This is a genomic window from Paeniroseomonas aquatica (assembly GCF_030409335.1).
Lineage (GTDB): Bacteria > Pseudomonadota > Alphaproteobacteria > Acetobacterales > Acetobacteraceae > Belnapia > Belnapia aquatica.
Genome location: NZ_JAUFPN010000184.1, coordinates 1 through 24,792, shown reverse-complemented (window position 1 = coordinate 24,792; position 24,792 = coordinate 1). Strand labels below are relative to the sequence as shown.

At 72.4% G+C, this 24,792-nt stretch carries 27 protein-coding genes; 15 read left to right on the top strand and 12 right to left on the bottom strand.

The annotated features are described in order from the left end of the window. Positions 1-2: 2 nt before the first annotated feature. From rpoD to QWZ14_RS21295, 6 genes are all read left to right on the top strand, one after another. Positions 3-1,928 carry an RNA polymerase sigma factor RpoD gene (gene rpoD / locus QWZ14_RS21320; protein ID WP_290318899.1) on the top strand — a complete coding sequence of 642 codons (1,926 nt, stop codon included), beginning with the start codon at positions 3-5 and terminating at the stop codon, positions 1,926-1,928. After that, entirely contained in the window at positions 1,928-2,500 is a 573-nt protein-coding gene (locus QWZ14_RS21315; RefSeq protein ID WP_290318898.1) for a GNAT family N-acetyltransferase, read from the top strand. The genes rpoD and QWZ14_RS21315 overlap by 1 nt, the downstream gene beginning before the upstream one ends. Positions 2,501-2,732: 232 nt before the next feature. Then, complete coding sequence (locus QWZ14_RS21310) at positions 2,733-2,939, top strand: cold-shock protein (protein WP_290318897.1); 207 nt, start codon at positions 2,733-2,735, stop codon at positions 2,937-2,939. Between the two features lie 75 nt (positions 2,940-3,014). Then, positions 3,015-3,227 (top strand): hypothetical protein, encoded by a 213-nt coding sequence (locus QWZ14_RS21305; RefSeq protein WP_290318896.1) that lies wholly within the window; start codon positions 3,015-3,017, stop codon positions 3,225-3,227. Between the two features lie 105 nt (positions 3,228-3,332). Then, the gene (locus tag QWZ14_RS21300) at positions 3,333-3,527 is read left to right on the top strand and encodes a hypothetical protein (protein WP_290318895.1); all 195 of its coding nucleotides are present in this window, start codon (positions 3,333-3,335) and stop codon (positions 3,525-3,527) included. 30 nt (positions 3,528-3,557) lie between these two features. Continuing rightward, positions 3,558-3,776 carry a hypothetical protein gene (locus tag QWZ14_RS21295; RefSeq protein ID WP_290318893.1) on the top strand — a complete coding sequence of 73 codons (219 nt, stop codon included), beginning with the start codon at positions 3,558-3,560 and terminating at the stop codon, positions 3,774-3,776. A gap of 86 nt (positions 3,777-3,862) precedes the next feature. Here QWZ14_RS21295 and QWZ14_RS21290 read toward each other — a convergent pair whose 3' ends face one another. After that, positions 3,863-5,971, bottom strand: coding sequence for a sodium-translocating pyrophosphatase (locus tag QWZ14_RS21290; protein WP_456307265.1), 2,109 nt, complete (start codon positions 5,969-5,971; stop codon positions 3,863-3,865). A 232-nt stretch (positions 5,972-6,203) separates the two neighbouring features. On the opposite strand from QWZ14_RS21290, the gene QWZ14_RS21285 reads away from it, so the two are divergent. Next, positions 6,204-7,409 carry an E22 family MetX-like putative esterase gene (locus QWZ14_RS21285; RefSeq protein ID WP_290318890.1) on the top strand — a complete coding sequence of 402 codons (1,206 nt, stop codon included), beginning with the start codon at positions 6,204-6,206 and terminating at the stop codon, positions 7,407-7,409. Between the two features lie 108 nt (positions 7,410-7,517). Here the strand turns inward: QWZ14_RS21285 and QWZ14_RS21280 are convergent, their stop codons facing one another. The 11 genes from QWZ14_RS21280 to QWZ14_RS21230 form a co-directional block, all read right to left on the bottom strand. Then, positions 7,518-8,270, bottom strand: a complete 753-nt coding sequence (locus QWZ14_RS21280; protein ID WP_290318889.1) for a sulfite exporter TauE/SafE family protein — start codon at positions 8,268-8,270, stop codon at positions 7,518-7,520. 8 nt (positions 8,271-8,278) lie between these two features. After that, on the bottom strand, positions 8,279-9,649 hold the full coding sequence (locus QWZ14_RS21275; RefSeq protein WP_290318888.1) for a hypothetical protein: 1,371 nt from the start codon (positions 9,647-9,649) through the stop codon (positions 8,279-8,281). Continuing rightward, entirely contained in the window at positions 9,646-10,008 is a 363-nt protein-coding gene (locus QWZ14_RS21270; RefSeq protein WP_290318886.1) for a VOC family protein, read from the bottom strand. The genes QWZ14_RS21275 and QWZ14_RS21270 overlap by 4 nt, the downstream gene beginning before the upstream one ends. Next, a complete protein-coding gene (locus QWZ14_RS21265; protein WP_290318885.1) occupies positions 10,005-10,526 on the bottom strand; it encodes a molybdenum cofactor biosynthesis protein MoaE in 522 nt (173 codons plus the stop codon). The genes QWZ14_RS21270 and QWZ14_RS21265 overlap by 4 nt, the downstream gene beginning before the upstream one ends. Further along, positions 10,523-10,777: a molybdopterin converting factor subunit 1 gene (moaD, locus tag QWZ14_RS21260; RefSeq protein ID WP_456307264.1), complete on the bottom strand. Its 255-nt coding sequence runs from the start codon at positions 10,775-10,777 to the stop codon at positions 10,523-10,525. The genes QWZ14_RS21265 and moaD overlap by 4 nt, the downstream gene beginning before the upstream one ends. 22 nt (positions 10,778-10,799) lie before the next feature. Beyond that, positions 10,800-11,483: a hypothetical protein gene (locus QWZ14_RS21255; RefSeq protein WP_290318884.1), complete on the bottom strand. Its 684-nt coding sequence runs from the start codon at positions 11,481-11,483 to the stop codon at positions 10,800-10,802. A 106-nt stretch (positions 11,484-11,589) separates the two neighbouring features. Continuing rightward, positions 11,590-12,258, bottom strand: coding sequence for a CDP-diacylglycerol--glycerol-3-phosphate 3-phosphatidyltransferase (gene pgsA, locus QWZ14_RS21250; RefSeq protein WP_290318883.1), 669 nt, complete (start codon positions 12,256-12,258; stop codon positions 11,590-11,592). A gap of 64 nt (positions 12,259-12,322) precedes the next feature. Beyond that, a complete protein-coding gene (gene uvrC, locus QWZ14_RS21245) occupies positions 12,323-14,263 on the bottom strand; it encodes an excinuclease ABC subunit UvrC (RefSeq protein ID WP_377750668.1) in 1,941 nt (646 codons plus the stop codon). A 308-nt stretch (positions 14,264-14,571) separates the two neighbouring features. Beyond that, positions 14,572-14,964, bottom strand: a complete 393-nt coding sequence (gene folB, locus QWZ14_RS21240; protein ID WP_290318882.1) for a dihydroneopterin aldolase — start codon at positions 14,962-14,964, stop codon at positions 14,572-14,574. 72 nt (positions 14,965-15,036) lie between these two features. Further along, entirely contained in the window at positions 15,037-15,816 is a 780-nt protein-coding gene (locus QWZ14_RS21235) for an SDR family oxidoreductase (protein WP_290318880.1), read from the bottom strand. Positions 15,817-15,885: 69 nt separating this feature from the next. Then, complete coding sequence (locus QWZ14_RS21230) at positions 15,886-16,782, bottom strand: ROK family protein (protein ID WP_290318878.1); 897 nt, start codon at positions 16,780-16,782, stop codon at positions 15,886-15,888. Positions 16,783-16,998: 216 nt separating this feature from the next. On the opposite strand from QWZ14_RS21230, the gene rpsB reads away from it, so the two are divergent. The 8 genes from rpsB to rseP all read left to right on the top strand — a co-directional run bounded on the left by rpsB (position 16,999) and on the right by rseP (position 24,469). Beyond that, positions 16,999-17,907 carry a 30S ribosomal protein S2 gene (gene rpsB / locus QWZ14_RS21225; protein ID WP_290318877.1) on the top strand — a complete coding sequence of 303 codons (909 nt, stop codon included), beginning with the start codon at positions 16,999-17,001 and terminating at the stop codon, positions 17,905-17,907. A 94-nt stretch (positions 17,908-18,001) separates the two neighbouring features. After that, the gene (gene tsf / locus QWZ14_RS21220) at positions 18,002-18,922 is read left to right on the top strand and encodes a translation elongation factor Ts (RefSeq protein ID WP_290318876.1); all 921 of its coding nucleotides are present in this window, start codon (positions 18,002-18,004) and stop codon (positions 18,920-18,922) included. A gap of 154 nt (positions 18,923-19,076) precedes the next feature. Next, positions 19,077-19,802 carry a UMP kinase gene (gene pyrH, locus QWZ14_RS21215; protein ID WP_290318875.1) on the top strand — a complete coding sequence of 242 codons (726 nt, stop codon included), beginning with the start codon at positions 19,077-19,079 and terminating at the stop codon, positions 19,800-19,802. 79 nt (positions 19,803-19,881) lie between these two features. Then, on the top strand, positions 19,882-20,454 hold the full coding sequence (frr, locus tag QWZ14_RS21210; RefSeq protein ID WP_290318874.1) for a ribosome recycling factor: 573 nt from the start codon (positions 19,882-19,884) through the stop codon (positions 20,452-20,454). A 50-nt stretch (positions 20,455-20,504) separates the two neighbouring features. Then, positions 20,505-21,224 (top strand): polyprenyl diphosphate synthase, encoded by a 720-nt coding sequence (gene uppS, locus QWZ14_RS21205; RefSeq protein ID WP_290319113.1) that lies wholly within the window; start codon positions 20,505-20,507, stop codon positions 21,222-21,224. Between the two features lie 13 nt (positions 21,225-21,237). Continuing rightward, positions 21,238-22,089, top strand: coding sequence for a phosphatidate cytidylyltransferase (locus QWZ14_RS21200; RefSeq protein WP_290318873.1), 852 nt, complete (start codon positions 21,238-21,240; stop codon positions 22,087-22,089). 8 nt (positions 22,090-22,097) lie between these two features. Further along, entirely contained in the window at positions 22,098-23,279 is a 1,182-nt protein-coding gene (gene dxr / locus QWZ14_RS21195) for a 1-deoxy-D-xylulose-5-phosphate reductoisomerase (RefSeq protein WP_408903735.1), read from the top strand. A gap of 59 nt (positions 23,280-23,338) precedes the next feature. Then, on the top strand, positions 23,339-24,469 hold the full coding sequence (gene rseP, locus QWZ14_RS21190; protein WP_290318870.1) for an RIP metalloprotease RseP: 1,131 nt from the start codon (positions 23,339-23,341) through the stop codon (positions 24,467-24,469). The last annotated feature ends 323 nt before the right edge of the window (positions 24,470-24,792 follow it).

Here is a 24,792-nt window from a genome sequence, read left to right as displayed (position 1 = left end):
GCATGGCGAGCAAGACCGCGGGCGGCACGGATACGGTCGAGACGCGCGACGAGGTGGTGGAGGGCGTGCTGCTCGACACCATGACCGCCGCGGTCAAGAAGCTGATCGCCCGCGGCAAGGAGCGCGGCTACGTCACCTATGACGAGCTGAACTCGGCGCTCCCCTCAGAGCAGGTTTCCTCCGAGATGATCGAGGACACCATGGCGATGCTGAGCGAGATCGGCATCAACGTGGTCGAATCTGAGGAGACCGAGGATGGCGAGGCGGTGGCCGTCGCCAAGCCGGCCTCCGAGGACAAGGAAGAGAAGGACGAGGAGGAGTCGGGCGGCAACGTCGACGAGGAGAGCCTCGGCCGCACCGACGACCCGGTCCGGATGTACCTGCGGGAGATGGGCTCGGTCGAGCTGCTCTCGCGCGAGGGCGAGATCGCCATCGCCAAGCGGATCGAGGCCGGGCGCGACATGATGATCGGCGGGCTCTGCGAGAGCCCGCAGACCTTCAAGGCGATCATCGGCTGGCACGACGCGGTCCGCGGCGGCCGCATGCTGCTGCGCGACGTGATCGACCTCGAGGCGACCGCCGCCGCCGACAGCCCGGAAGGCGCCGCCCCGCCCGACCCGGACGAGGAATTCGAGGAGGGCGAGGAGGGCGAGGGCATGGGCCTGTCGCTCTCGGCGCTCGAGGAGAAGCTGAAGCCCGAGGCGCTGGCCGCCTTCGAGGCGATCGAGCAGGGCTACGGCCGGCTGCAGAAGCTCCAGCTCAAGCGGATGGAGGCCTATACCGCCGGCGAGGAGCTGCAGAGCCGCTCGGAGAAGACCTACGAGAAGACCCGCTCCGAGATCGTGACCCTGGTGCAGAAGGTGCACCTGCACAACAACCGGATCGAGGAGCTGGTCGAGCAGCTGAAGCTGCTGAACCGCAAGCAGACCGCGCTCGAGGGCCAGGTGCTGCGGATCGCCGAGCAGTCCAAGGTGAAGCGGGAGGAGTTCCTGCAGCACTGGCGCGGCTCCGAGCTCGACCCGGCCTGGTTCGACCGGTTGAACAAGCTGCCGGGCAAGGCCTGGAAGATGTTCATCACCCGCTCGCGCGAGGATGTCGAGGCGGTGCGGGCGCAGCTCTCGGCCATCGCCCAGGACACCAGCCTGCCGGTCAGCGAATTCCGCCGGGTCTATGCCACAGTCTCGCGCGGCGAGCGGGACATGACCCAGGCGAAGAAGGAGATGATCGAGGCCAACCTCCGGCTGGTCATCTCGATCGCCAAGAAATACACCAACCGCGGCCTGCAGTTCCTGGACCTGATCCAGGAGGGCAACATCGGCCTGATGAAGGCCGTGGACAAGTTCGAGTACCGCCGCGGCTACAAGTTCAGCACCTACGCGACCTGGTGGATCCGCCAGGCGATCACGCGGTCCATCGCCGACCAGGCGCGGACCATCCGCATCCCGGTCCACATGATCGAGACCATCAACAAGCTGGTCCGGACCTCGCGGCAGATGCTGCACGAGATCGGCCGCGAGCCGACGCCCGAGGAGCTGGCCGAGAAGCTCGGCATGCCGCTCGAGAAGGTGCGGAAGGTGCTCAAGATCGCCAAGGAGCCGATCTCCCTCGAGACGCCGATCGGCGACGAGGAGGACAGCCACCTCGGCGACTTCATCGAGGACAAGGCGGCGATCATCCCGCTCGATGCCGCCATCCAATCCAACCTGCGGGAGGCGACGACGCGGGTGCTGTCCTCGCTCACGCCGCGCGAGGAGCGGGTGCTGCGGATGCGCTTCGGCATCGGCATGAACACCGACCACACGCTGGAGGAAGTGGGCCAGCAGTTCAACGTGACCCGCGAGCGCATCCGCCAGATCGAGGCCAAGGCGCTGCGCAAGCTGAAGCACCCCAGCCGGAGCCGGAAGCTGCGCAGCTTCCTGGACAACTGATGAGCCTCGTGGCCGACCGCACCACCGCGGTCGCCGTCGACGTCACCTTCCTGCGGATGGACCGGCGGCCGGGCGATGCCTGGCCCGGCCTGCCGCCCGGGCTGCGGCTCGAGGTCGCCACCCGCTGCTCGACCGGCTTCTACCGCTACCTCTACGACACCGTGGGCGAGGCGCATGTCTGGTGGCTGCGCCGGACGCTGACCGACAACGAGCTGGCGCAGGTGCTGCGCGACCCGGCGGTCTCCGTCCACGTGCTCTACCGGGACGGCGAGCCGGTCGGCTTCTACGAGCTGGACCGGCGCAACCGGCCGCTGGTGAACCTCTCCTACTTCGGCCTGCTGCCGCAGGCGGTGGGGGCGGGGCTAGGCCGCGCCCTGCTGCGCCAGGCGGTCGAGGACGGCTGGGCGCAGGGCACCCGGGCGCTGACGGTGAACACCTGCACCGCCGACCATCCCCGGGCGCTGCCGAACTACCTGGCGGCGGGCTTCGCCAAGCTGCGCACGGTGCGCGAGGTCTGGCACGTGCCGCTGCGCCTCGGCCTGCCGATCCCGCCCCACCTGCGGCTGGGCTGAGGGCCGGGGGGGGCGCCCCGGGTGCCGGGACGCAACCTTCCGGACGCGCGACAAGGCGCAGGAAAGCATTGTACGGCGGCTTGCAAAGGCCCATATATCGGGCGTCAACCCGTCTGGTTCGGCCTGTTTCGATTGCCCCCCGGGGCCCGAGCCTGGTTTCCGTCCCTCAAAGGCAGATTGGCCCGTCCCGCGATGGCGTGGGGCGGCACCCTTGCATGATGGGATTCCCCGCATGTCTACCGGCACTGTTAAGTGGTTCAACGCGACCAAGGGCTACGGCTTCATCCAGCCCGAGGACGGCACCGCTGACGTTTTCGTCCACATTTCCGACGTGCAGCGCTCGGGCCTCCAGGGCCTCAATGACGGCCAGCGCCTGAGCTTCGACGTCCAGCGCGGCCAGCAGGGCAAGCTCTCCGCTTGCAACCTGAAGCTCGACTGAGTTGCCTGGGCCGGGCCTGGCGCGCCGCGAGGCGAAGCCGGGCCCGGCCCATCTCCGCATCCCCGGGAGGGACCCATGTCGACGCATCTCTATACCATCGGCCAGCACGTCGAGTTCATCGCCGGGCGGTTCGACGGGAATGTGCCGCGTGGTCTCTACACGGTGGTGCGGCAGCTCCCCGGCCCGGCCAATGACCGGGAATACCGGGTGAAGCACCAGAAGGACGGGCACGAGCGGATCGTGCTGGAAAGCCAGTTGCGCGTAGGCCCGCCCGCACTCTTCGGTTGAACCGCACCGAAGGCCCACCGCGACCAGTCCCAGCCGCCGGCCCTGGCCTGGGCACGACCAGCCCCTAGGGCCGCGCCATAAGGCCGGACGAGACAAGAGGCGCCGATGGCACGCAGACCGAATTACGGCCAGCAGCGGGCCGAGATCAACCGCGGCAAGCAAGCCAAGCAGGAAGCCAAGCAGCGCGAGCGCGAGGAAGCCGTCGCCCGTCGCAAGACGGAACGCGAGGGCCTCGGCCTGCCGCCGGAGCCCGAGGGCACCCTGCCGCCGGACGACGAGCCGGCCGCACAGGACAAATAGGCCGCTGCGAGCGGCAAAAGGACAGAGACGATGGCCAAGCGCCGCGACGACGGAAAATACGTGCTGTTCGACGTCTCCTATGCCGACGGCAGCCGGGCCTCCAACCGCAAGGTGCCGACCGAGCTGCTCGGCGGCCTCGATGGCGACGAGCCGGCCCGGACGGAGATCGAGGCCCAGGACAAGCGCATCGCGGATGCCTCCGGCAAGCCGCAGCGCGGGATCCTGGCGCTGGTGCGGGCCGGGCGCTGAGCCCCGCCTGCCGTTGATGGAAGAAGGGCCGGCGGAGCGATCCGCCGGCCCTTTCCAATTCGGCCTCCCCGGGTCAGCCGCCCCGGTCAGCCACTATGCGCGAGCACGGCCAGCAGCAGCAGCGCCACGATGTTGGTGATCTTGATCATCGGGTTCACCGCCGGGCCGGCGGTGTCCTTGTAGGGGTCGCCCACGGTGTCGCCGGTGACGGCGGCCTTGTGCGCCTCCGAGCCCTTGCCGCCGTGGTGGCCCTCCTCGATGTACTTCTTGGCGTTGTCCCAGGCGCCGCCGCCGGTGGTCATGCTGACCGCCACGAAGAAGCCGGTGACGATGACGCCGAGCAGCATGGCGCCCAGCGCCTCGAAGCCCGCCGCCTTGCCGGCGATGGCCTGGATGCCGAAGTAGCAGACCAGCGGCGAGAGCACCGGCAGCATCGAGGGGATGATCATCTCCTTGATGGCGGCCTTGGTCAGGATGTCGACCGCCCGGGCATAGTCCGGCTTCTCGGTGCCGGCCATGATGCCGGGCTTCTCGCGGAACTGGCGCCGCACCTCCTCGACCACCGACATCGCGGCGCGGCCGACCGCGGTCATCGCCATGCCGCCGAACAGGAAGGGCAGGGCCCCGCCGAACAGCAGCCCGACCACGACATAGGGGCTGGTGAGGCTGAAGGTCAGCGTGCCGATCCCGGCGAAGTAGGGATAGGTCGCCGCATTCGCCGCGAAGTAGGTGAGGTCCTGGGTATAGGCGGCGAAGAGCACCAGGGCGCCCAGGCCGGCCGAGCCGATGGCATAGCCCTTGGTGACGGCCTTGGTGGTGTTGCCGACGGCGTCCAGCGCATCGGTGGTGACGCGGGTCTCCTTCGGCAGCCCGGCCATCTCGGCGATGCCGCCGGCGTTGTCGGTCACCGGGCCGAAGGCATCGAGCGCGACCACGACGCCGGCCAGCGCCAGCATGGTGGTGACCGCGATGGCGATGCCGTAGAGCCCGGCCAGGTTGTAGCTGATCAGCACGCCGAAGATGATGATGAGCGCCGGGATGGCGGTGCTCTCCATGCTGACCGCGATGCCGCGGATGACGTTGGTGCCGTGGCCGGTGACCGAGCTTTCGGCGATCGCCTGCACGGGTCGGAAGTTGGTCCCGGTGTAGTATTCGGTCACCACGATGATGAGGCCGGTGACCACCAGCCCGACCGCGCCGCAGAAGAACAGCGACCAGGCGGTGAAGCTGGCGCCGGCGGCGGTGATGGTGCCGCTGCCGAAGACCAGGAAGGTGAGCGGCAGCAGCACCACCAGCGAGAGCACCCCGGCGACGATGAAGCCGCGGTACATCGCGCCCATGATGGACTGGTTGGCCGGCAGCTTGACGAAATAGGTGCCGATGATCGAGGTGACGACGCAGACCGCGCCGATCGCCAGCGGGTAGAGCATGCCGAGCATCAGCTGGTCGGGGGCGAAGGCGATGGCCGCCAGCACCATGGTGGCGACCATGGTGACCGCGTAGGTCTCGAACAGGTCGGCCGCCATGCCGGCGCAGTCGCCGACGTTGTCGCCCACGTTGTCGGCGATGGTCGCGGGGTTGCGCGGGTCGTCCTCGGGGATCCCGGCCTCGACCTTGCCGACCATGTCGCCGCCGACGTCGGCGCCCTTGGTGAAGATGCCGCCGCCCAGCCGGGCGAAGATCGAGATGAGCGAGGCGCCGAAGCCGAGCGCCACCAGCGCGTCGATCACCGGCCGGCTGTTCGGGGCATGGCCGCCGAGCACGACGAGGATGAAGAAGTAAACGGCGACGCCGAGCAGGGCGAGGCCGGCGACCAGCATGCCGGTGATGGCCCCCGACTTGAAGGCGACGTCGAGCCCGGCGGCCAGCGACTGGCTCGAGGCCTCCGCGGTGCGGACATTGGCCCGCACCGAGACGTTCATGCCGATGAAGCCGGCCAGGCCCGAGAGCACCGCGCCGATCAGGAAGCCGATGGCCACCCCGAAGCCGAGCCAGATGAACAGCAGCACGAACAGCACCACGCCGACGATGCCGATGGTGAGGTACTGGCGCTTCAGATAGGCCTGGGCGCCTTCCTGGATCGCCTGGGCGATCTCCTGCATGCGGGCGGTGCCGGCCGGCAGGGCCATCACCTGCCTGGCGGTGACCACGCCATAGGCGATGGACAGGGCGCCCAACGCGATCACGAGCAACAACGTCAATGTCATCAAGACGGTAGCCCCCCAAGGGTTAGCCGCACCTTCTTCGGCAGGGCATGCCGCGGGCCTGGCCTGGCCGGCACCCACCCTGTCGCGAGGCGCTAACATGGAGAAGGCTATGCGGCCGGCGATGGAGGCGCAACGGCCTGCCGGCGCTTTTCCGCCGGGCCGCCCGGCTTGCCGCGGCCGGGCGGCCCCGGCATCCTGGCGGCGACTCCAGGGGGGAAGCATGGACCTGATCCGGCGTGGGATGCGGCGTGGCGTGCGGGGCGGCGTCCTGGCCCTGGCGCTGACGATGGGCCTGCTGGCCGCGCCCGGCGCGGCGCCGGCGCAGGAGGTGCTGGAGAAGCGCGTCTTCGAGGGCGGCGCCTACCAGACCCGCGGCGGCGGGACCATCGGCAACCTCCGCATCGGCTACCAGACCATGGGCCGGCTGAACGCCGAGGGCACCAACGCGATCCTCATCTGCCACTTCTTCAGCGGCAACAGCCATGCCTTCGGCCGGCTCTCGGCCACCGGCCCGGCCGGCTACTGGGATGCCATCATCGGCCCGGGCAAGCCGATCGACACCGACAAGTACTTCGTCGTCTCGGCCGACACGCTGGTCAACGTCAACGTGCCGGACGCCAATACCGTCACCACCGGCCCGGCCAGCATCAACCCGGACACCGGCCGGCCCTATGCCATGACCTTTCCCGTGGTCTCGATGCGGGACTTCGTCGAGACCCAGAAGCGGCTGCTGGACAGCCTCGGCGTCAAGCGCCTGGCGCTGGTGGCGGGGCCCTCCAACGGCGGGCTGCAGAGCATCGAATGGGCCGCGGCCTATCCCGGCTTCGTCGAGCGGGTGATGCCGGTGATCGCCGCCGAGATCGACGCCTGGATGCAGGGCTGGCTCGACCTCTGGGAGAGCCCGATCCGGCTGGACCCGAATTGGCGGGACGGCGACTACTACGCGCAGGGGCGGGACCTGCCGATCCGCGGCCTGGCGGAGGCCTGGAAGATCGTCACCCTGCAGGCGCGGGACCGGCTCTGGGCGAAGCAGTACGACCGCCGCCCCGCCGATGGGCAGGATCCGGCCCGGCGGATCGGCGACCGGTTCGCCATCGAATCCTGGCTCGATGCGGCGGCGCTGGCCCGGGCGCGGACCTCGGATGCCAATGCCTTCCTCTACATGGTCCGGGCCAACCAGCTGTTCCTGAACGAGTACCCCAGCCTGGCGGCGGCGCTGGCGGGCGCCCCGGCGCGCTGGCTGGTGGTCTCGACGGCCTCCGACCGGGTCTTCCTGGCCGAAGGCGTGGCCGAGTTCACCGCCGCGCTGCGGACCGCCGGCAAGCAGGTGGCGACGGCGGCGCTGGACGGGCCGCTCGGGCATCTCAACGGCGTCGTCGGCATGGCGCCGGTGGGCGAGACGATCCGCGCCTTCCTGGCGCGCTAGAGCAAACTCCGGTCCGATGGACGCATCAGACCGGAGATATCTGCTCGCCGGACCAACAGGCTAGAGCGGGTTCCGTGATCCGGTGCGAGCGGAACCCGCTCTGGTCCCTCAACGGAAGGCCCGGAAGGCCAGCCAGAGCCCGAGCACCCCGAGCGCCGCCTGCACCAGCTGGCGGAAGCGGGCCTCGGGCAGGCCCTGCCGCACCCGCTGGCCGAGGGCCATGCCGGCGAAGGCCGGGGCCACCCCGGCCAGGGAGGCGAGGCCCATCTCGGCCGGCAGCAGCCCGCCGCCGGCCATGCCCAGCGCCAGCGCGGCGGTCGCCACCACCACGCCAAGGCCGAAGGCCTGGACGAAATCCTGCGGCGGCAGCTTCAGCGCGGCGAAATACGGCGCCGCCGGCATCAGGAAGCTGCCGGTCAGGCCGGTCAGCAGGCCGGAGGCGAGGCCCATCAGCGGCGAGACCCAGCGCTCGCGCCGGCCCGGCGGCGGCAGCGGCCGGCCCGAGAGCGCCAGGGCGGCCGAGAGCACCAGCAGCAGCCCCAGCAGGCCGGAGAGCAGCACCGCATCGGTGCGCGCCAGGATGCCCGCCCCGGCCAGGGCGCCGAGCCCCGCCGCCAGCAGGAAGCCCCAGAGCCGCCGCAGCATCGGCCGCAGCGCCGGCCCGGCCAGCGCCTGCCAGACATTGGCGGCCAGGGTCGGCACCAGCATCAGCGCCATCGCCTCCGGCAGCGGCCGCGCCAGCGCCAGGATGCCGAGGGTGACGGTCGGCATGCCGAAGCCGGCGATGCCCTTGACGAAGCCGGCGAAGAGGAAGGTGCCGAGGACCAGGGCGGCATAGGCGGGGTCGAAGGGAAGCTCCATGCGCCCTCCTAGCCCGGCCGCCGGCGGGCCGCTTCGCTGCGCGGCGAAGCGAGGGCCAGCAGCCCGGCCAGCGGCAGCAGCCAGGCGATGCGGGCCTGGTAGCGGTCGTGCGGGCCCGAGAGCGCGCCGGTCACCAGCGCATTCACCGTGACCCCGACCAGCACCGCCAGCAGCAGGCCCAGCATCCGTGCATCGCCATGTCGCGCCGCCCGCCAGCAGCCCAGCAGCGTGGCGCCGGCGCCGAGCAGCAGCAGCAGCGGCTGCAGCGCCAGGACAGGCGCCGCCGCCGACGGCAGCAGGCCGCGCGCCTGCAGCCCGGCGGCGAAGCGGGCCTGCTCGGCGGCGGGGAAGCCCAGCGCCAGCTGCCGCCCGACCGAGGCTTCCAGGTTCTCCGGCCCCAGCGCATCGCCGACCCGGGCGCGGCGCAGCTGCGCCCAGCCGTTGCCGAGCGCGGCCCGCAGCACCGCCAGCGGCTCCCGCCGCAGCGTCTCGGCGAGGATGGCGCCGGCTTCCGGGGCGAGGCTGATCGGGCCGCCGGGCAGGAGCCCATCGGTCCGGGGGGACCAGACCGGGCCATCGCCGGACCAGAGGAAGAGGTCGGAATCGGTGGGCAGCCGGCCGGCCCAGCGGCAGAGCTGCCAGCCGGCGTCCGGGCAGCGGGCGGCGATGGTGCGCGCCGCGGGCCCATCCGCGACCAGCCGGGCCAGGGCGAAGACGGCGCCATAGGGCGAGACGGCGAGGCGCCCCTGGGTCGCCAGGTTGCCGGCCAGCAGCAGCGCCACCGCCGCCCCGAGCGGCGCGGCGCAGCGCAGCGCCGGCCGCGCCCGGCGGGTGGCGGCCAGCACCAGCAGCACCAGCGCCGCCGCCAGCGGCAGGTGGGAGAGATGCGCGGCCGCCGCCAGCGCCGCCACCCCCTGCAGCCCGAGGGCCTCGGCGCGGGACAGCCGGTCGGCGGCGAAGCCGAGCAGCGCCAGGGCCAGCACCAGGGCGGGGGCCAGGATGTCCGGCATGAGCTGGGCGGTGAACCAGGGCGCCGCGCTGCCCGCGGCGAGGCCGGCGCAGAGGGCCAGATGGCGGCCCGGCCGGGCGCCGCCGAGGAAGCCCCGCTGCGCCAGCCAGGCCAGCCAGGAGAGCAGCAGCCCCTGCGCCAGCGCCGGCCCCCAGAGCGTCAGCCGGCCGTGGAAGGCGTGCAGCGCCGGCCCGTAGACGAAGGGCTTGTCCCAGATCGCCCAGCCCTCGACGGTCTGGGCCAGGAAGGCGCCGGTGTCGCTGAAGACCAGCGGATAGCCGTTCAGCAGCGCCGGCCAGAGCAGCAGCGCGGCGCCGAGCCCCAGGGCCAGGGCGGCGGCCGGCTGGCCGGCGGGGCGGGGCAGGCTCACGGGGCGGCGAAGAGCTCGACCACGTTGCCTTCGGGATCGGCGATCCGCAGCCGCCGCGGCGGGGCGCCGCCGGGGCCCGGCGCATCCAGCACCGCGACGCGGAGGGTCAGCATCCGCCGGTGCCAGCGGTCCAGCTCGGCCTCCGGCACGGCGAAGGCCAGCAGCGCCCCCGCCTCGCCGCCGGGCGGGAAGAGCGCGTCGCCGCGCGGCCGCAGCACCAGCTCCACCCCGCCCATCGAGAAGCGCAGGCTCGAGCCGGGGCCGAGGGCGGGCAGGCCGAGGATGCGGCCGTAGAAATCCTGCAGCCGCAGCGGGTCGCCGCAGGGCAGCTCCAGCCGGGCCAGCGGACCAGGGCTCAAGCCGCCGGTCCCGGACCGGTGGTGGGGCCGGTGGTGGGGCCAGTGGTAGGGCCGGTGTCAGCTTCGGCGGACCAGCGCGCCGCGGCGGCGTCGTCGGCCGCCTTGGCCTCGACCCAGCGGGAGGCGCCATCGGCGAATTCCTCGCGCTTCCAGAAGGGGGCGCGGGTCTTCAGCCAGTCGATCAGGAAGGCGCAGGACTCGAGCGCGGCGGCGCGGTGCGAGGAGGCGGTGAGCACCAGCACGATCGGCCCCCCCGGCGGGATCCGGCCGACCCGGTGGATGACGGTGCAGCCGGTCAGCGGCCAGCGGGCGCAGGCCTCGGCGGCGATGCGGGCGATGGCGCGCTCGGTCATGCCGGGGTAGTGCTCGAGCACCAGGGCGGCGAGCCCGTCGTCGGCCCGGCAGAGGCCGACGAAGCTGGCGAGGCCGCCGACATCCTCGCGCCCCGCGGTCAGCAGGGCGGATTCGGCGCCGAGGTCGAAGGCGGCCTCCTGCACCCGGATGGTCGGCGTGGTCATCCGCCGGTCACCGGCGGGAAGAAGGCGATCTCGTCCCCCGCCGCCACCGGATGGTCGGGGGTGGCGAAGTCCTGGTTCACCGCGGCGCGGATGGTCCGGGCATTGGCGAAGGCCGCGGCGTGGCCGGGGCTGCGCTCGCTCAGCCAGGCGACCAGCCCGGCGACGTCGCGCACCGCGGGCGGCGGGGAGACCTCCTCCTGGCCCAGGCCGACCTTCTGCCGGACCCAGGCGAAATACAGCACGCGCATCATGGCAATCCCGCCGCGACCCCGCTCAGCGCGGGGTCGGCATGGTCTGCACCTGGCCGTTCGGGCCGTAGATGGTGCTGATGCCGCCGTCGTTGTGGATGGTGCCGGTGCCGCCGCCGGGGGCGACGTAGGTCTGCACCCGGTCGGTGCCGCCGGTGGTGGTCAGGTTGCCGCCCGGCGTCGGGTAGACCCGTCCGTCCGCCCGCGGGGCCGGCCCGGGCTGCGACAGCGGCGGCGGGACCACGCTGGCGCGCGGCGGGTCGATGGCGCGGATCGGCGGTGGCGGCGGGGAGCTGCTGCCGCTGAGCCCGGGCGGCATCGGCCGCACCGGCGGCGGATCCTCGGGCTGCCAGGTGGAGCGGCCGGCCGGGGCCGACATGCGGTCCAGCTCGCCGGGGCGGTAGCTCGGGATGTTGCGCAGGGCGGCATCCGGGTTGGCCAGGGTGGCGCGCGGGCCTTCCTGGGCCGGCCAGACGTTGCCCGGCTCGGTCTCGAGCCCCGCGAGCTGCCGCGGCTCGCCGCGGACGCGGGCGATGGTGTCGCTGTCCTCGGTGCGCTTCGGCGCCATGCCGCCCCAGGGTGCGCCGATCCGCTCCCCGACCGTGGCGATGCCGTTCGCCACGCCGTAGCTGGCCCTGTCGGTCACCGCACAGCCGCTGAGCAGCGCCACCATGCCGAGCATCACCGCCGATCCGCCAATCCGTCGCATCGCCCACTCCTGTGCTCCCGCCATGGCGGGACAGACTGCAACATGCGCCGCCGGCACAAGGCTCTCAAGGGGCCTCCGCGGCGAAGCCCCACCCAGGGGGGAATGGTCAGGGCCGGGCGAGCGGTCCGGCGGGGCCGGGCTGCGGCTTGCCGCCCGGGCCGAGGGAGGGGGGCGCGGCGGGGGCGGCCGGCGGCGCCTGGTTCTGCGGCTGGCCGGCATGGCGGATGCCGGCGGTCAGGTAGTCCCAGCCAGTCACCAGGGTCAGCGCCGCGGCGGTCCAGAGCATGGCCTCGCCGATCAGCGCGACCGGCAGGAACGAGAGGTGCAGCACCGCGGCGCCGGTCTCCCCGGCCAGCAGGGTGCCGAGCGCGCCCATCTGGAAGCCGGTCTTCCACTTGGCCAGCCTGGTCACCGGCAGTCCGATGCGGATCTCGGCCAGGTATTCGCGCAGGCCGGAGACCAGGATCTCCCGCAGCATGATCAGGATGGCGGGGTAGAGCGAGAGGCCCGGCAGCCGGCCCTGGCCGGCCAGCAGCATCAGCGCGGCGGCGACCAGCAGCTTGTCGGCGATCGGGTCCAGCATGCGGCCGAGGCCCGATACCGTCTTCCGCTGGCGGGCGATCTTGCCGTCGAAGTAGTCGGTGATGGCGGCGACCGAGAAGACGAAGCAGGCCGCCGCATCCCCCCAGGGGCTGTGCAGCGCCACCAGCGCCACCAGCAGCGGGATGGCGGCGATGCGCGACAGCGTCAGCAGGTTGGGGAGGTCGGTTGGCATGCCGGCGCAGTCATGGCGGAGGGCGCGGCGCGGGGCAAGCCTCCGGAAGGCGCCGCCCCTCGCCTCAGCCGCCGCCGGGGTGGAAATGACCGTGAATTTTCCGCGCGACCGCGGGACCCACCCCCGGCGCATTCGCCAGATCCTCGAGCGCGGCGTTCCGCACCCCGCGGGCCGAGCCGAAGTGGTTGAGCAGCTTCCGCTTCAGCGCGCTGCCGACGCCGGGGATCTCGTCCAGCTCCGACCGGGTCAGCGCCTTCGACCGCCCGGCGCGGTGGGTGGTGATGGCGAAGCGGTGGGCCTCGTCCCGCAGCCGCTGCAGGTAATACAGCACGGGGTCGCGCGGCGGCAGCTGGAAGGGCTCCCGCCCGGTGCGGTGGAACCATTCCCGCCCGGCATCGCGGTCCGGCCCCTTGGCGACGGCGACCAGCGGCACGTCGTCGACCCCGAGCTCGGCCAGGATCTCCCGCGCGGCGTTGAGCTGGCCGAGGCCGCCGTCGATCAGCACCAGGTCGGGCCAGGTGCCGCTCTCGCGCCCGGGGTCCTCCTTCAGCGCCCGGCCGAAGCGGCGCTCGAAGACCTCCCGCATCATGCCGAAGTCGTCGCCCGGGGCGACCGCCGACTTGATCGAGAACTTGCGGTAGGCCTGCTTCAGGAAGCCGGAAGGCCCGGCGGCGACCATGACGCCATAGGCGTTGGTGCCCTGGATATGGCTGTTGTCGTAGACCTCGATCCGCTCCGGCTGGGCCGGCAGGTCGAACAGCGTGGCGACGCCGGCCAGCAGCGCCTGCTGCGCGGTGCCCTCGGCCATGCGGCGCTCGAGCGCCTCCCGGGCATTGGTCTCGGCATGGACCACCGCCTCGCGCTTCTCGCCGCGCTGCGGCCGGTGCAGCTCCACCTTGCGGCCGGCCTTGATGCCGAGCGCCTCGGCGATCAGCGCCCGCTCGGGCAGCTCGTGGCTCAGCAGCACCAGCGGCGGCGGCGGCAGGTCCTCGTAGAGCTGGCCGAGGAAGGCGCCCAGCACCTCCTCGGGCGACTGCTCGTTCTTGGCATGGGTCAGGAAATAGGGCCGGTTGCCGTTGTTGCGGCCGCCGCGGAAGAAGAAGACCTGGACGCAGGTCTGGCCGGCGAGCTGGTGCAGCGCCACCACGTCGGCATCGCCGACGCCGTCGAGGTTGATGCGGTCGCGGCCCTGGATGTGGGTCAGGCCGCGGATGCGGTCGCGCAGCGCCGCGGCGCGCTCGAATTCCAGGCGCTCGGCCGCTTCCTCCATCTCCTTGGCCAGGTTGCGCTGGATCGAGGGGGTCTCGCCCGAGAGGAACTGCTTCGCCTCCCGCACCAGCTCGGCGTAGTCGTCGCGGCTCACGCGGTCGACGCAGGGGGCGGAGCAGCGGCGGATCTGGTGCAGCAGGCAGGGCCGGTCGCGGCTGTCGAAGACGGTATCCCGGCAGGAGCGCAGCAGGAAGACCCGCTGCAGCGCGGTCAGGGTCTGGTTCACCGCCCAGGCGCTGGCGAAGGGGCCCCAGTAGCTGGCGCCCTTGCGGCGCTCGCCGCGGTGCTTGGTGATCTGCGGGAAGGGATGGTCCTCGGTGAGGACCAGCCAGGGATAGGATTTATCGTCGCGCAGAACGATGTTGTACCGGGGGCGCAACTTCTTGATGAGGTTGGCCTCGAGCAGCAGCGCCTCAGCCTCGGAGCTGGTGGTGATGACCTCGAGGCTGCGGGTCTCGTGCACCATTCGGCGCAGCCGCTCGGGCAGGCGGCCGACCTGGGTATAGGCGACGACCCGCTTCTTCAGGGCGCGGGCCTTGCCGACGTAGAGCGCGTCGCCCTTGGCATCGAGCATGCGGTAGACGCCGGGCGAGAGCGGCAGGGTGGCGAGCGCGGTCTCGATCACCCGCACGCCCTCCATGACCGGGCCGGCCTCCGGCTCCGGGGGCGGCGCGGCTTCGGTGCGGGGCAGGCTTTCCGGCGGGTTTCCGGGCGGGCTGGGGTCGGCGTCGCTCATGCGGCTGGATTAGGGGGCCGCCCCTGGGCGCCGCAACCCGGTCTTCTCCACCGATGCTGTGGAAAACTCTGTGGATGGGCGGCGGGTATCAGGTGAAAATTGGCTGTCATCTGCCGGACATAAGTGTTTGCCTTAATTTGAGGCATTTTCATAAGTCATTGGATTGGCTCGGTGTTTTGTTTTTGTTGCGGCAAACCCCAGGTCAAGAGCGAGGTTGCGCTTGACAGGCCGGGACGGCTGCGCGGTGACAAAGCTGCGGTGGATGATTTCCGGCAGGGAACCGTTTCAGGGCCGCGCGGGTGGGCCGTTCAGCCGCGCATCCGCTCGATGACGACGCCCACCGTCGCGGCATCGGGGAAGGCATCGGGCTTCTCGACCGAAACCCGGGCCCGCAGCACCCGCGGGTCGGCCAGGGCGGCGGCGGCGATGCGCTCGGCCAGGGTCTCGACCAGCAGGGTGTGGCCATCGGCCGCGGCGGCCCGGGCAGCGCGCACCACCCGCTCGTAGTCCACCACCCGGCGGAGGTCGTCGGCGCCGACCGAGGCGGGCGCCGCCTCGTCCTCCACCGCCAGCTCGACGCCGATGATCACCCGCTGCGGCGCCGCCTTCTCATGCGGATAGACCCCGAGCCGGGCCTGCAGCGCCAGGCCGCGGACGAAGACCAGGCGCAGCCGCTGCTCGGCGTCCGGGGCGAAATTCATCCTTGCGGACCTTTGCTGCGGCGGGGGCGGGGATAGGATCGGCTGGTCGGGGGGCGGCATACATTCCTGCCCTTACTCATCCATCGCGCCGGCGCCGCCGCCCGGCGCCCATTGCAGGTGCTGGCCGCCGTCGAGGGCGATCATCTGCCCGGTCATGGCCGGCAGGCCGAGGATGGCGAGCGCCGCGCGGGCCACCTCCTCGGGCGAGGTGCCGCGCTGCAGCGGCACGGAGGCGCATTGCCGGTCGAACTGCGCCTGGCTCTGGCGCGGGCTGGGCATGGCCGGGCCGGGGCCGATGCCGTTCACCCGGATGCGCGGCGCCAGCGCCAGGGCCAGGGTCTGGGTCAGCGCCCAGAGCCCGGCCTTCGACACCGTATAGGAGACGAAATGCGGGGTCAGCGACCAGACCCGCTGGTCCAGCATGTTCAGCACCAGCCCCTCGGCCGGGGCCGGCAGGGCGGCGGCCATGGCCTGGGCCAGGACGAAGGGGGCGCGGAGGTTGGGCTCGAGGTGGCGGTCCCAGCTCTCCCGGGTGGCATCGGCCCATTCGTCGCGCTCGAAGGTCGAGGCGTTGTTCACCAGCACCCCGATCGGCCCGAGCGCCGCGGTCGCCGCCGGGAGCAGCCCGCGCACCGCGGCCTCCTCGCCGAGCTCGGCCTGCAGGGTGACGGCGCGGCGGCCGAGGGCGCGGATCTCGGCCGCGGTGGCCGCGGCTTCGGCGGCGCTGCCGGCATAGTGGACGGCGACGTCGAAGCCGGCCCCGGCCAGGCCGAGGGCGATGGCGCGGCCGAGTCGCCGGGCGCCGCCGGTCACCAGGGCGGCGCGCGGGATGAGGGGGGGAATCGGCTGCATGGGCTGCGCGCTGTAGCAGGCCGGCGGCGGCTTGTCGCCTGACCGGGCCGGAACATCCTGGCCGGCGCCCTAGCCGCCGTCCCAGAGCCGCGCCGCGCCCAGCACCCCCGAGCTGTCGCCATGCGCGGCCCGCAGCAGCGGCGTCGTCACCGTGTCGCTGAAGACGAAGTCGCGCCAGCGCGCCGGCACCGTGGCATAGAGGTGCGCCAGGTTGGACAGGCCGCCGCCGAGGATGATGCAGTCGGGGTCCAGCAGGTTGACGACATGCGCCAGCGCCCGCGCCAGCCGGTCGGCGTGGCGGGCCAGGGCGGCGGCGGCGGCGGCATCCCCGGCGGCGGCGCGGGCGGCCAGCGGCCCGGCGTCGCGGGCGCCGGGGCCCTCGGCGGCGGCGGCCATGGCCGGGCTGGCGAGGAAGGTCTCGATGCAGCCGGCCCGGCCGCACCAGCAGGCCCGGCCGGGGTATTCCGCCGCGGTCATCCAGGGCAGCGGGTTGTGGCCCCATTCGCCGGCGATGCGGTTGCGGCCCTCGAGGATGCGGCCGTCCCGGACGATGCCGGCGCCGACCCCGGTGCCGAGGATGACCGCGAAGACGGTGCGGAAGCCGGCCCCGGCACCATCGGCGGCCTCGCTCATCGCCAGGCAATTGGCGTCGTTGCCGAGGCGGACCGGGCGCTGCAGCCGCTCCGTGATGTCGCGGTCCAGCCGGCCGCCGTTCAGCCAGGTGGAATTGGCCCCCCGCACCAGGCCGGTGGCCGGCGACAGGCTGCCGGGGATGCCGAGGCCGAGGCTGCCGCGCGCGCCGAGCTCGGCCTCGGCCGCCTCGACCAGCTCGCCGATCAGGGCGATGACCCCGGCATAGGCGGGGGGCGTCGGCGCCCGCCGGCGCAGCCGAATCGCCCCCGCCGCGTCGAGGGCGACGATCTCCGTCTTGGTGCCGCCGAGGTCGATGCCGAGCCGTATCGCCATGCCCCAGGATCGCGTCCCGCCGCGGCGGCGGCAAGCCCATCCCCTGCCTTGCCGCCCGGCGGCGGCTGTGCCATATCCCCGGCCGTCGCCGCCGGGGTCCGCCCGGCGCGGCAAATACGCACGCGGCGCGCCCTACCATCCGGCAGGGTCCGGTCCCGGATCATCGGGAAATGCGCCGCGGAGGCTCAACCGGACTGACAGGAAGGATCTCGCCCCATGGCGATGCCACAGGTTTCCATGCGCGTCCTGCTCGAGGCAGGCGTCCACTTCGGCCACCACACCCGCCGCTGGAACCCGCGGATGGCGCCGTACATCTTCGGCATCCGCAACCAGGTCCACATCCTCGACCTGCAGCAGACCGTGCCGATGCTGGAGCGCGCCCTGAAGGCGGTGCGCGACGTGGTCGCCGCCGGCGGCCGCGTGCTCTTCGTCGGCACCAAGAAGGCGGCGGCCGAGTACGTGGCGGAAAGCAGCGCCCGCTGCGGCCAGTACTACGTGAACCACCGCTGGCTCGGCGGCATGCTGACCAACTGGAAGACCATCACGGGCAGCATCAAGCGCCTGAAGCAGATGGAAGAGCAGCTCGGCGGCAACATCACCGGTCTCACCAAGAAAGAGATCCTGATGCTGACCCGCGAGAAGGAGAAGCTCGACCGCGCGCTCGGCGGCATCAAGGAGATGGGCGGCCTGCCCGACATCATCTTCGTGATCGACGTGGTGAAGGAGAAGCTGGCGATCGAGGAGGCCAACAAGCTCGGCATCCCCGTCATCGCCGTGGTCGACAGCAACGCCGATCCGGAGGGCGTGGCCTTCCCGATCCCGGGCAACGATGACGCCATCCGCGCCATCAACCTCTACTGCGACATGATCGCCGGCGCCGTCATCGACGGCATCTCGGCCGGGCTGCAGGCCTCGGGCGTGGACATGGGCTCGGTCGAGGAGCTGCCCGAGGACGAGGCGCTGGTCGCCGCCGCCGAGGATTCGACCCCGGAGGAGTTCCTCGCCGCCGCCGCCGAGGAAGGGCCCGCCACCGAGGCCCCGGCCGCCGAGGGCACCCCCGAGATCGCCGGCGAGGCCGCTCCGGCCGCCGCCCCAGCCGATGTCGAGACCCCGGCGCAGGCCTGACCTGCGCCGTGGCGGCCGCCGTCCCGGATGGGGCGGTGGCCGCCTGACCGAGATGGGGCGGCCGTCGGGTCGCCAGCAGATGGAGGATTGATCCATGGCCGAAATCACTGCGCTGATGGTCCGCGACCTGCGTGACAAGACCGGCGCCGGCATGATGGACTGCAAGAAGGCCCTGGTCGAGGCGGACGGTGACATGGAGGCCGCGATCGACTGGCTGCGCGCCAAGGGCCTCTCGGCCGCCGCCAAGAAGTCCGGCCGGCTCGCCTCCGAGGGCCTGGTCGGCGTCGCCAGCGGCCCGAACGTGGCCGGCATGGTCGAGGTCAACGCCGAGACCGACTTCGTCGCCCGCAACGAGCAGTTCCAGGGTTTCGTCGCCGAGGTGGCCGGCCTGGTCCTGTCGGTCGGCGACGACGTCGAGACGCTGAAGTCGGCGACCTACCCGGGCAGCCGCCACAGCGTCTCCGAGGAGCTGACCCGGCTGATCGCCACCATCGGCGAGAACATGACCATCCGCCGCGCCCGGCGGATCGAGGTCGCCCAGGGCGTGGTCGCCACCTATACCCACAACGCGATCAAGCCGGGCCTCGGCAAGATCGGCGTGCTGGTCGGCCTCGAGGGCGCCTCGGAGATCGACGCGCTCGAGCAGCTCGGCCGCCAGATCGGCATGCATGTCGCGGCGACCCGGCCGGAGGCGCTGGATGCCTCGGCCGTGGACCCGGCGGCGCTCGAGCGCGAGAAGGCGGTGCTGACCGAGCAGGCCCGCGCCTCCGGCAAGCCGGAGGCCATCATCGAGAAGATGGTCGAGGGCCGCATCCGCAAGTACTACGAGGAAGTGGTGCTGCTGGAGCAGATCTGGGTCCATGACGGCGAGAGCCGGGTGAAGGCCGTGGTCAAGAAGTCCGGCGGCAACCTCACCGGCTTCGCCCGCTTCGCCCTGGGCGAGGGCATCGACAAGCCGGCCGGCCCCGACTTCGCCTCCGAGGTGGCGGCGGTCTCGGGCGTGCCCAAGTCCTGATTGCGGCTGCCGGCGGCAGGGGCGTGCTCCTCCCGCCGGCCGTTGCCCTGGGGGTGGCCGCCGCTCACCCCCATGGGAATTCCGCCGGCTGTCCAGGGCCTTGCGGGGGCAGGGGCCGCTGAATATGGTTCCCCGCTCCCGTCACGGTCGCATAATGAACAACCCGCCCAACTATCAGCGTGTCATGCTCAAGGTGTCCGGTGAGGCGCTGATGGGCAGCCGCGACTACGGCCTCGATACCGCCACCTGCCGGCGCATCGCCGAGGATGTGAAGGGCGTGGTCGAGCTCGGCGTGCAGGTCTGCCTGGTCATCGGCGGCGGCAACATCTTCCGCGGCATCGCCGGGGCGGCCGCCGGCATGGACCGCTCCCAGGCCGACTACATGGGCATGCTGGCCACGGTCATGAATGCGCTGGCGATGCAGTCCGCGCTCGAGAAGGCGGGGTTGCCGACCCGGGTGCAGTCCGCCATCCCGATGCAGTCGCTCTGCGAGCCCTATATCCGGCGGCGGGCCATCCGGCACATGGAGAAGGGCCGCGTCGTCATCTTCGCCGGCGGCACCGGCAACCCCTTCTTCACCACCGATACCGCCGCCGCGCTGCGGGCGGCCGAGATGGAATGCGACGCGCTCTTCAAGGGCACGCAGGTGGATGGCGTCTATTCCGCCGATCCCCGCAAGAACCCGAAGGCGGAACGCTACGTTACGCTTACCTACCTGGACATGCTGGCACGCGACCTCCTGGTGATGGATGCCGCGGCGATCAGCCTAGCGCGCGAGAACAACCTGCCGATCATCGTCTTCAACATCCACGAACCCGGCGCCTTCACCGCCGTCCTGAAGGGCGAAGGCAAGTTCACGACGGTGATCGAACAACATTGAACCGGGCGCCCGCGTCCGGCCATCTTCGGATGGTCTGGTGCGGCAGCGGCCCTTAACCATCGATCGGGGGACAGTGGCCATGCCGGCCGATCTCAAGACCTTGAAGCAGGACCTCACGCGCCGGATGGATGGCGCGATCGAGACCATGAAGAAGGAATTCACCGGTCTCAGGACCGGCCGCGCCAGCCCGGCGCTGCTGGAGCCGATCCGGGTGGAGGCCTATGGCAACAACCAGCCGCTAAACCAGGTGGCCAATGTCTCGGTCGGCGGCCCCGGGCTGCTCTCGGTGCAGGTCTGGGACAAGTCCATCACCAAGGCCGTCGAGGTCGCCATCCGCGACTCGGGTCTCGGGCTGAACCCGCAGACCGAGGGCCAGGTGATCCGCGTGCCGCTGCCGCCGCTGACCCAGGAACGCCGCGCCGACCTGATCAAGACCGCCGGCAAGTATGCCGAGGCGACCAAGGTCGCCATCCGTGGCGTCCGCCGCGACGGCATGGAGCAGATCAAGGCGCAGGAGAAGGACAAGAAGGCGCCGATCGGACAGGATGAATCGAAGAACTGGGCGGACGAGGTCCAGAAGCTGACCGACCAGTACATCAAGCTGGTGGATACCACCCTGGCCGACAAGGAAAAGGACATCAGGCAGGTCTGACGTCGGTGTCCGGCGCCCCCCAACTCTCCCCCCTGGCCGGCGCCGCGCCGATGCCGGCCTCCGGCGGCGCGGTGCCGGAGCACGTCGCCATCATCATGGACGGCAACCGGCGCTGGGCCGAGGCCCGCGGCCTGCCCGTCGCGCTCGGCCACAAGGCCGGGGCCGAGGCGGTGCGCCGCACCATCGAGGCCTGCGCCGCGCAGGGCGTCGGCTGGCTGACGCTCTTCGCCTTCTCCTCCGAGAACTGGCTGCGGCCGGCCGAGGAGGTGCGGGCGCTGACCGGCCTGCTGCGCCTCTACCTCCGCTCCGAGGTGGCGACCCTGGCCAAGGAAGGCATCCGCCTGCGGGTCATCGGCGACCGCGCCCGCTTCGGCACCGACACCATGCGCGAGATCGAGCGGGCCGAGACGGTCACCGCCGGCGGCACCCGGCTGAACCTCAACGTCGCGCTCTCCTACGGCGCGCGGGACGAGATCGTGGCGGCGGCCCGGGCCATCGCCCGGGCGGCGCAGGCCGGCACGCTCGACCCGGAAAGCCTGGACGAGGCCGCCTTCGCCGGCCGGCTCTTCACCGCGGGGATGCCGGATCCGGACCTGATCATCCGCACCTCGGGCGAGCAGCGGCTGTCCAATTTCCTGCTCTGGCAGGCGGCCTATGCCGAATTCGTCTTCCAGGAGGTGCTCTGGCCGGACTACGGCGCCGAGCACCTGGCGCGGGCGCTGCGCGACTACGGCCGGCGGGAACGCCGCTACGGCGCCCGCACCGGATGAGCCGCGGCCGCGCGTGACCCCTCCGCCGCAACCTCCCGCCTCGCGCTGGCCGGACCTGCGCAAGCGGGCGCTGTCGGCGGCGCTGCTGGTGCCGGCCGCGATCCTCTGCATCTGGCTCGGGGCCGAGGCCTGGACCGCGTTGATGGCGGCGGCGGTCACGCTGCTGGCCTGGGAATGGGTGCGGCTCTGCGGGTTCTCCACCAAGCGGCTGCCGGGGCTGGCGGTGCCGGTGCTGGTGCTGGCGGCCGGGGTGCTGGCGGTGGGCGGGGCCTGGGGCTGGGCGCTGGCGCTGCTGCTGCTCGGCTTCGTCGGGCTCTGGGCGGTGGCGGAGCCGCCGCGCTTCCGCCGTGCCGTGCCCGGCTTCTGGCTGGCCTTCGGCATCCCCTACATCGGCTTCGCCGGGCTGGGGCTGATCCAGCTCCGCGGCGATGCCGCGGCCGGGCTCGTCAACGTGCTGTTCCTCTTCCTCGTGGTCTGGTCGAGCGACATCGGCGCCTACCTGGCCGGCCGGCGCTTCGGCGGGCCGAAGCTGGCGCCGGCCATCTCGCCCAACAAGACCTGGTCGGGCGCCGCCGGCGGCCTGGCCGCGGCCATGGCGGTCGGTGTGCTGGCCGCCTATGTGATGGAGCCGGCGGCGGTGCCGCTGCTGCGGGTCGCGCTGGTCGCGGCCACCCTCGGCCTGCTGGCGCAGGTCGGGGATCTGTTTGAAAGCTGGATCAAGCGGCGCTTCCACGTGAAGGACAGTTCCTCCCTCATCCCCGGGCATGGCGGCCTGCTGGACCGGTTGGACGGCGTATTGTCGGCTGCCCCCGTGGCGGCACTGCTGGGCGTGGCATTGGGCCCCGGGGAAGCGCTGTGGCGATGATGGACAGGATGGCTGGCGTGACCGAACCGCGCCGGATCACCGTGCTCGGCAGTACCGGCTCGGTCGGGCAGAGCACGCTGGCGCTGCTGGAGGCCGCCCCGCCCGGGCGCTTTGCGGTGGAGGCGCTGGTCGCCGGCCGCGACGTGGCGCGGCTGGCGGCGCAGGCGAGGCGCTTCGACGCCCGGCTCGCGGTGGTCGCCGACCCGGCGATGCATGGCGCGCTGAAGGCGGCGCTGGCCGGCACCGGGATCGAGACCGCGGCCGGGCCCGAGGCGGTGATCGAGGCGGCGAGCCGCCCGGTCGACTGGACCATGGCGGCCATCGTCGGCGCCGCCGGGCTGCGCAGCACCCTGGCCGCGCTCGGCCATGGCGGCACGCTGGCGCTGGCCAACAAGGAGAGCCTGGTCTGCGCCGGGGAGATCGTGCTGGCCGCCGCGGCGAAGTCCGGCGCGACCCTGCTGCCGGTCGATTCCGAACACAACGCCATCTTCCAGGCGCTCGACGCGCGCGACCCCACAGCGATCGAGAAGATCGTGCTGACCGCCTCGGGCGGGCCCTTCCGCAACGCCGACCTGGCGACCATGCGGGCGGCGACGCCGGAGATCGCGGTGCGCCACCCGATCTGGAAGATGGGCGCCAAGATCTCGGTCGACAGCGCCACCATGATGAACAAGGGGCTCGAGCTGATCGAGGCCGCCCGGCTCTTCCCGGTGCCGGAGGAGCGGATCGAGATCCTGGTCCACCCGCAATCCACGGTGCACGGCCTGGTGCAGTATGCCGACGGCTCGGTGCTGGCCCAGCTCGGCACGCCGGACATGCGCACCCCGATCGCCCATGCCCTGGCCTGGCCGGACCGCATGGCGGTGGTGCTGCCGCGGCTCGACCTGGTGACGCTGGGCCGGCTGGAATTCTTCGCCCCCGATGCCGATCGTTTCCCCGCGTTACGGCTGGCGCGGCTGGCGTTGCAGGCCGGGCAGGGCGCCACCACCATATTGAACGCGGCGAACGAGGTGGCCGTTGCCTTGTTCCTCGACCGCCGGCTCGGCTTCCTCGATATTGCAACGGTCGTCGAGGAGGCCCTGGCGGCGCTCGGCAACCCGGCGACCAGCGGCCTCGACGAGGTGCTGGCCCTCGATGCCGCGGCCCGGCAGGAAGCCACCCGCCTCGCGGCCCGCCGCGCGGCGGCCTGAGCGGCCGCTGCGGGCGACAGAATTCATGACGCCGCCCCCGGGCGGCAGGAGCGATCGCCTTGGAACTCTTCGGCAATCTCTGGAACCTGCTGCCGTCGCTGCCGCGGACGCTGATCGCCTTCGCGGTCGTCCTCGGCGTGCTGGTCTTCGTGCATGAGATGGGCCACTACCTCGCCGCCCGCTGGCGCGGGGTGCATGTGGACGCCTTCTCCATCGGCTTCGGCCGGCCGCTGCTGCAGGGCACCGACAAGCGCGGCACCGCCTGGCGGCTCGGCTGGATCCCGCTCGGCGGCTACGTGAAGCTGCACGGGCAGGAGACGCCGGAGGATGCGACGCCCGAGGCCCGCGCCGCCTGGCGCGCCGGCCACACCTTCCACGAGAAGCCGGTCGGCAGCCGCGCCATCGTCGTCGCCGCCGGGCCGGTGGCGAATTTCCTGCTCGCCATCCTGCTGTTCGCCGCGCTCTACGCGACCGTCGGCCAGCCGGTCGGCGGCACCGGCATCAACGCGGTGCGGCCGGACTCCGCCGCCGCCCAGGCGGGGCTGCTGCCGGGCGACGCCATCCTCTCGCTCGACGGCCAGAAGGTCGCCCGCTTCGAGCAGGTGCAGCGCTACATCCAGCCGCGCGCCGGCCAGCCGGTGGCGGTCGCGGTCAGCCGCGACGGCGCCGAGCTGACCCTGCAGGTGGTGCCGCAGTCGCGCGAGGGCGCCGACGGCCCGGTCGGGGTGCTCGGCATCGAGGGCGGCGCGGCGCGATTCGAGCGGCTCGGCCCGGTCTCGGCGGTCGCCGCCGGCGCGGTGCAGACCGCCGACGTCACCTGGCAGACGCTGAAGGGCATCGGCGAGATGTTCACCGGCGCGCGCAGCGCCAAGGAGCTGGGCGGGCCGATCCGCATCGCCGAGGTCTCCGGCGAGGCCGCCTCGCTCGGCATCGTCCCGCTCATCAACCTGATGGCGCTGCTCTCGGTCAGCCTCGGCCTGCTGAACCTCTTTCCCATCCCGCTGCTGGATGGCGGCCACCTGGTCTTCTACGCGGCGGAGGCGATTCGCGGCCGGCCGCTGCCGCCGCGGGCGCAGGAATACGGCTTCCGCGCCGGCTTCGCGGTGCTGGTGACGCTGTTCCTCTTCGCGTCCTGGAACGACATCGCCGGCGGGCCGATCGGCAAGTGGGTGGCCGGCCTGGTCGGCTGAGCCGGCGGCCCGGCCCCGCCGCGGCGGCGCGGTTTTCGCCTCCGCTGAGCGCCTGCGCATAACCCTTTGGCAAGACTGCGCCAGAAGGCGCGAGGTGCGGGGTGGCGGTGGCGGGTGGTGGCGGCTATTCTCCGGCCGCTCGCTGAACCCATAAGCTACGGGCCTGCCCTTTGTCCCTTTCCCTTCGCGTCCTCCTGCTTGCCACCGCCTGCCTCGGCACGGGCCTGATCCCGGCGGTGGCCGAGGCGCAGCCCCGGCCCTCCCGCGCCGAGGAGCGGGGGGCGGGCCAGCCCGCCCGGGCCCGGCCGGCGCCCGGCCAGCAG

Excerpts from the sequence above, each read along its gene's own strand:
- rpoD (WP_290318899.1), top strand. The coding sequence starts at position 3 with ATGGCGAGCAAGACCGCGGGCGGCACGGATACGGTCGAGACGCGCGAC.
- QWZ14_RS21315 (WP_290318898.1), top strand. The coding sequence starts at position 1,928 with ATGAGCCTCGTGGCCGACCGCACCACCGCGGTCGCCGTCGACGTCACC.
- QWZ14_RS21310 (WP_290318897.1), top strand. The coding sequence starts at position 2,733 with ATGTCTACCGGCACTGTTAAGTGGTTCAACGCGACCAAGGGCTACGGC.
- QWZ14_RS21305 (WP_290318896.1), top strand. The coding sequence starts at position 3,015 with ATGTCGACGCATCTCTATACCATCGGCCAGCACGTCGAGTTCATCGCC.
- QWZ14_RS21300 (WP_290318895.1), top strand. The coding sequence starts at position 3,333 with ATGGCACGCAGACCGAATTACGGCCAGCAGCGGGCCGAGATCAACCGC.
- QWZ14_RS21295 (WP_290318893.1), top strand. The coding sequence starts at position 3,558 with ATGGCCAAGCGCCGCGACGACGGAAAATACGTGCTGTTCGACGTCTCC.
- QWZ14_RS21285 (WP_290318890.1), top strand. The coding sequence starts at position 6,204 with ATGGACCTGATCCGGCGTGGGATGCGGCGTGGCGTGCGGGGCGGCGTC.
- QWZ14_RS21280 (WP_290318889.1), bottom strand. The coding sequence starts at position 8,270 with ATGGAGCTTCCCTTCGACCCCGCCTATGCCGCCCTGGTCCTCGGCACC.
- QWZ14_RS21265 (WP_290318885.1), bottom strand. The coding sequence starts at position 10,526 with ATGACCACGCCGACCATCCGGGTGCAGGAGGCCGCCTTCGACCTCGGC.
- moaD (WP_456307264.1), bottom strand. The coding sequence starts at position 10,777 with ATGATGCGCGTGCTGTATTTCGCCTGGGTCCGGCAGAAGGTCGGCCTG.
- QWZ14_RS21255 (WP_290318884.1), bottom strand. The coding sequence starts at position 11,483 with ATGCGACGGATTGGCGGATCGGCGGTGATGCTCGGCATGGTGGCGCTG.
- pgsA (WP_290318883.1), bottom strand. The coding sequence starts at position 12,258 with ATGCCAACCGACCTCCCCAACCTGCTGACGCTGTCGCGCATCGCCGCC.
- uvrC (WP_377750668.1), bottom strand. The coding sequence starts at position 14,263 with ATGAGCGACGCCGACCCCAGCCCGCCCGGAAACCCGCCGGAAAGCCTG.
- folB (WP_290318882.1), bottom strand. The coding sequence starts at position 14,964 with ATGAATTTCGCCCCGGACGCCGAGCAGCGGCTGCGCCTGGTCTTCGTC.
- QWZ14_RS21235 (WP_290318880.1), bottom strand. The coding sequence starts at position 15,816 with ATGCAGCCGATTCCCCCCCTCATCCCGCGCGCCGCCCTGGTGACCGGC.
- QWZ14_RS21230 (WP_290318878.1), bottom strand. The coding sequence starts at position 16,782 with ATGGCGATACGGCTCGGCATCGACCTCGGCGGCACCAAGACGGAGATC.
- rpsB (WP_290318877.1), top strand. The coding sequence starts at position 16,999 with ATGGCGATGCCACAGGTTTCCATGCGCGTCCTGCTCGAGGCAGGCGTC.
- tsf (WP_290318876.1), top strand. The coding sequence starts at position 18,002 with ATGGCCGAAATCACTGCGCTGATGGTCCGCGACCTGCGTGACAAGACC.
- pyrH (WP_290318875.1), top strand. The coding sequence starts at position 19,077 with ATGAACAACCCGCCCAACTATCAGCGTGTCATGCTCAAGGTGTCCGGT.
- frr (WP_290318874.1), top strand. The coding sequence starts at position 19,882 with ATGCCGGCCGATCTCAAGACCTTGAAGCAGGACCTCACGCGCCGGATG.
- uppS (WP_290319113.1), top strand. The coding sequence starts at position 20,505 with ATGCCGGCCTCCGGCGGCGCGGTGCCGGAGCACGTCGCCATCATCATG.
- dxr (WP_408903735.1), top strand. The coding sequence starts at position 22,098 with ATGGCTGGCGTGACCGAACCGCGCCGGATCACCGTGCTCGGCAGTACC.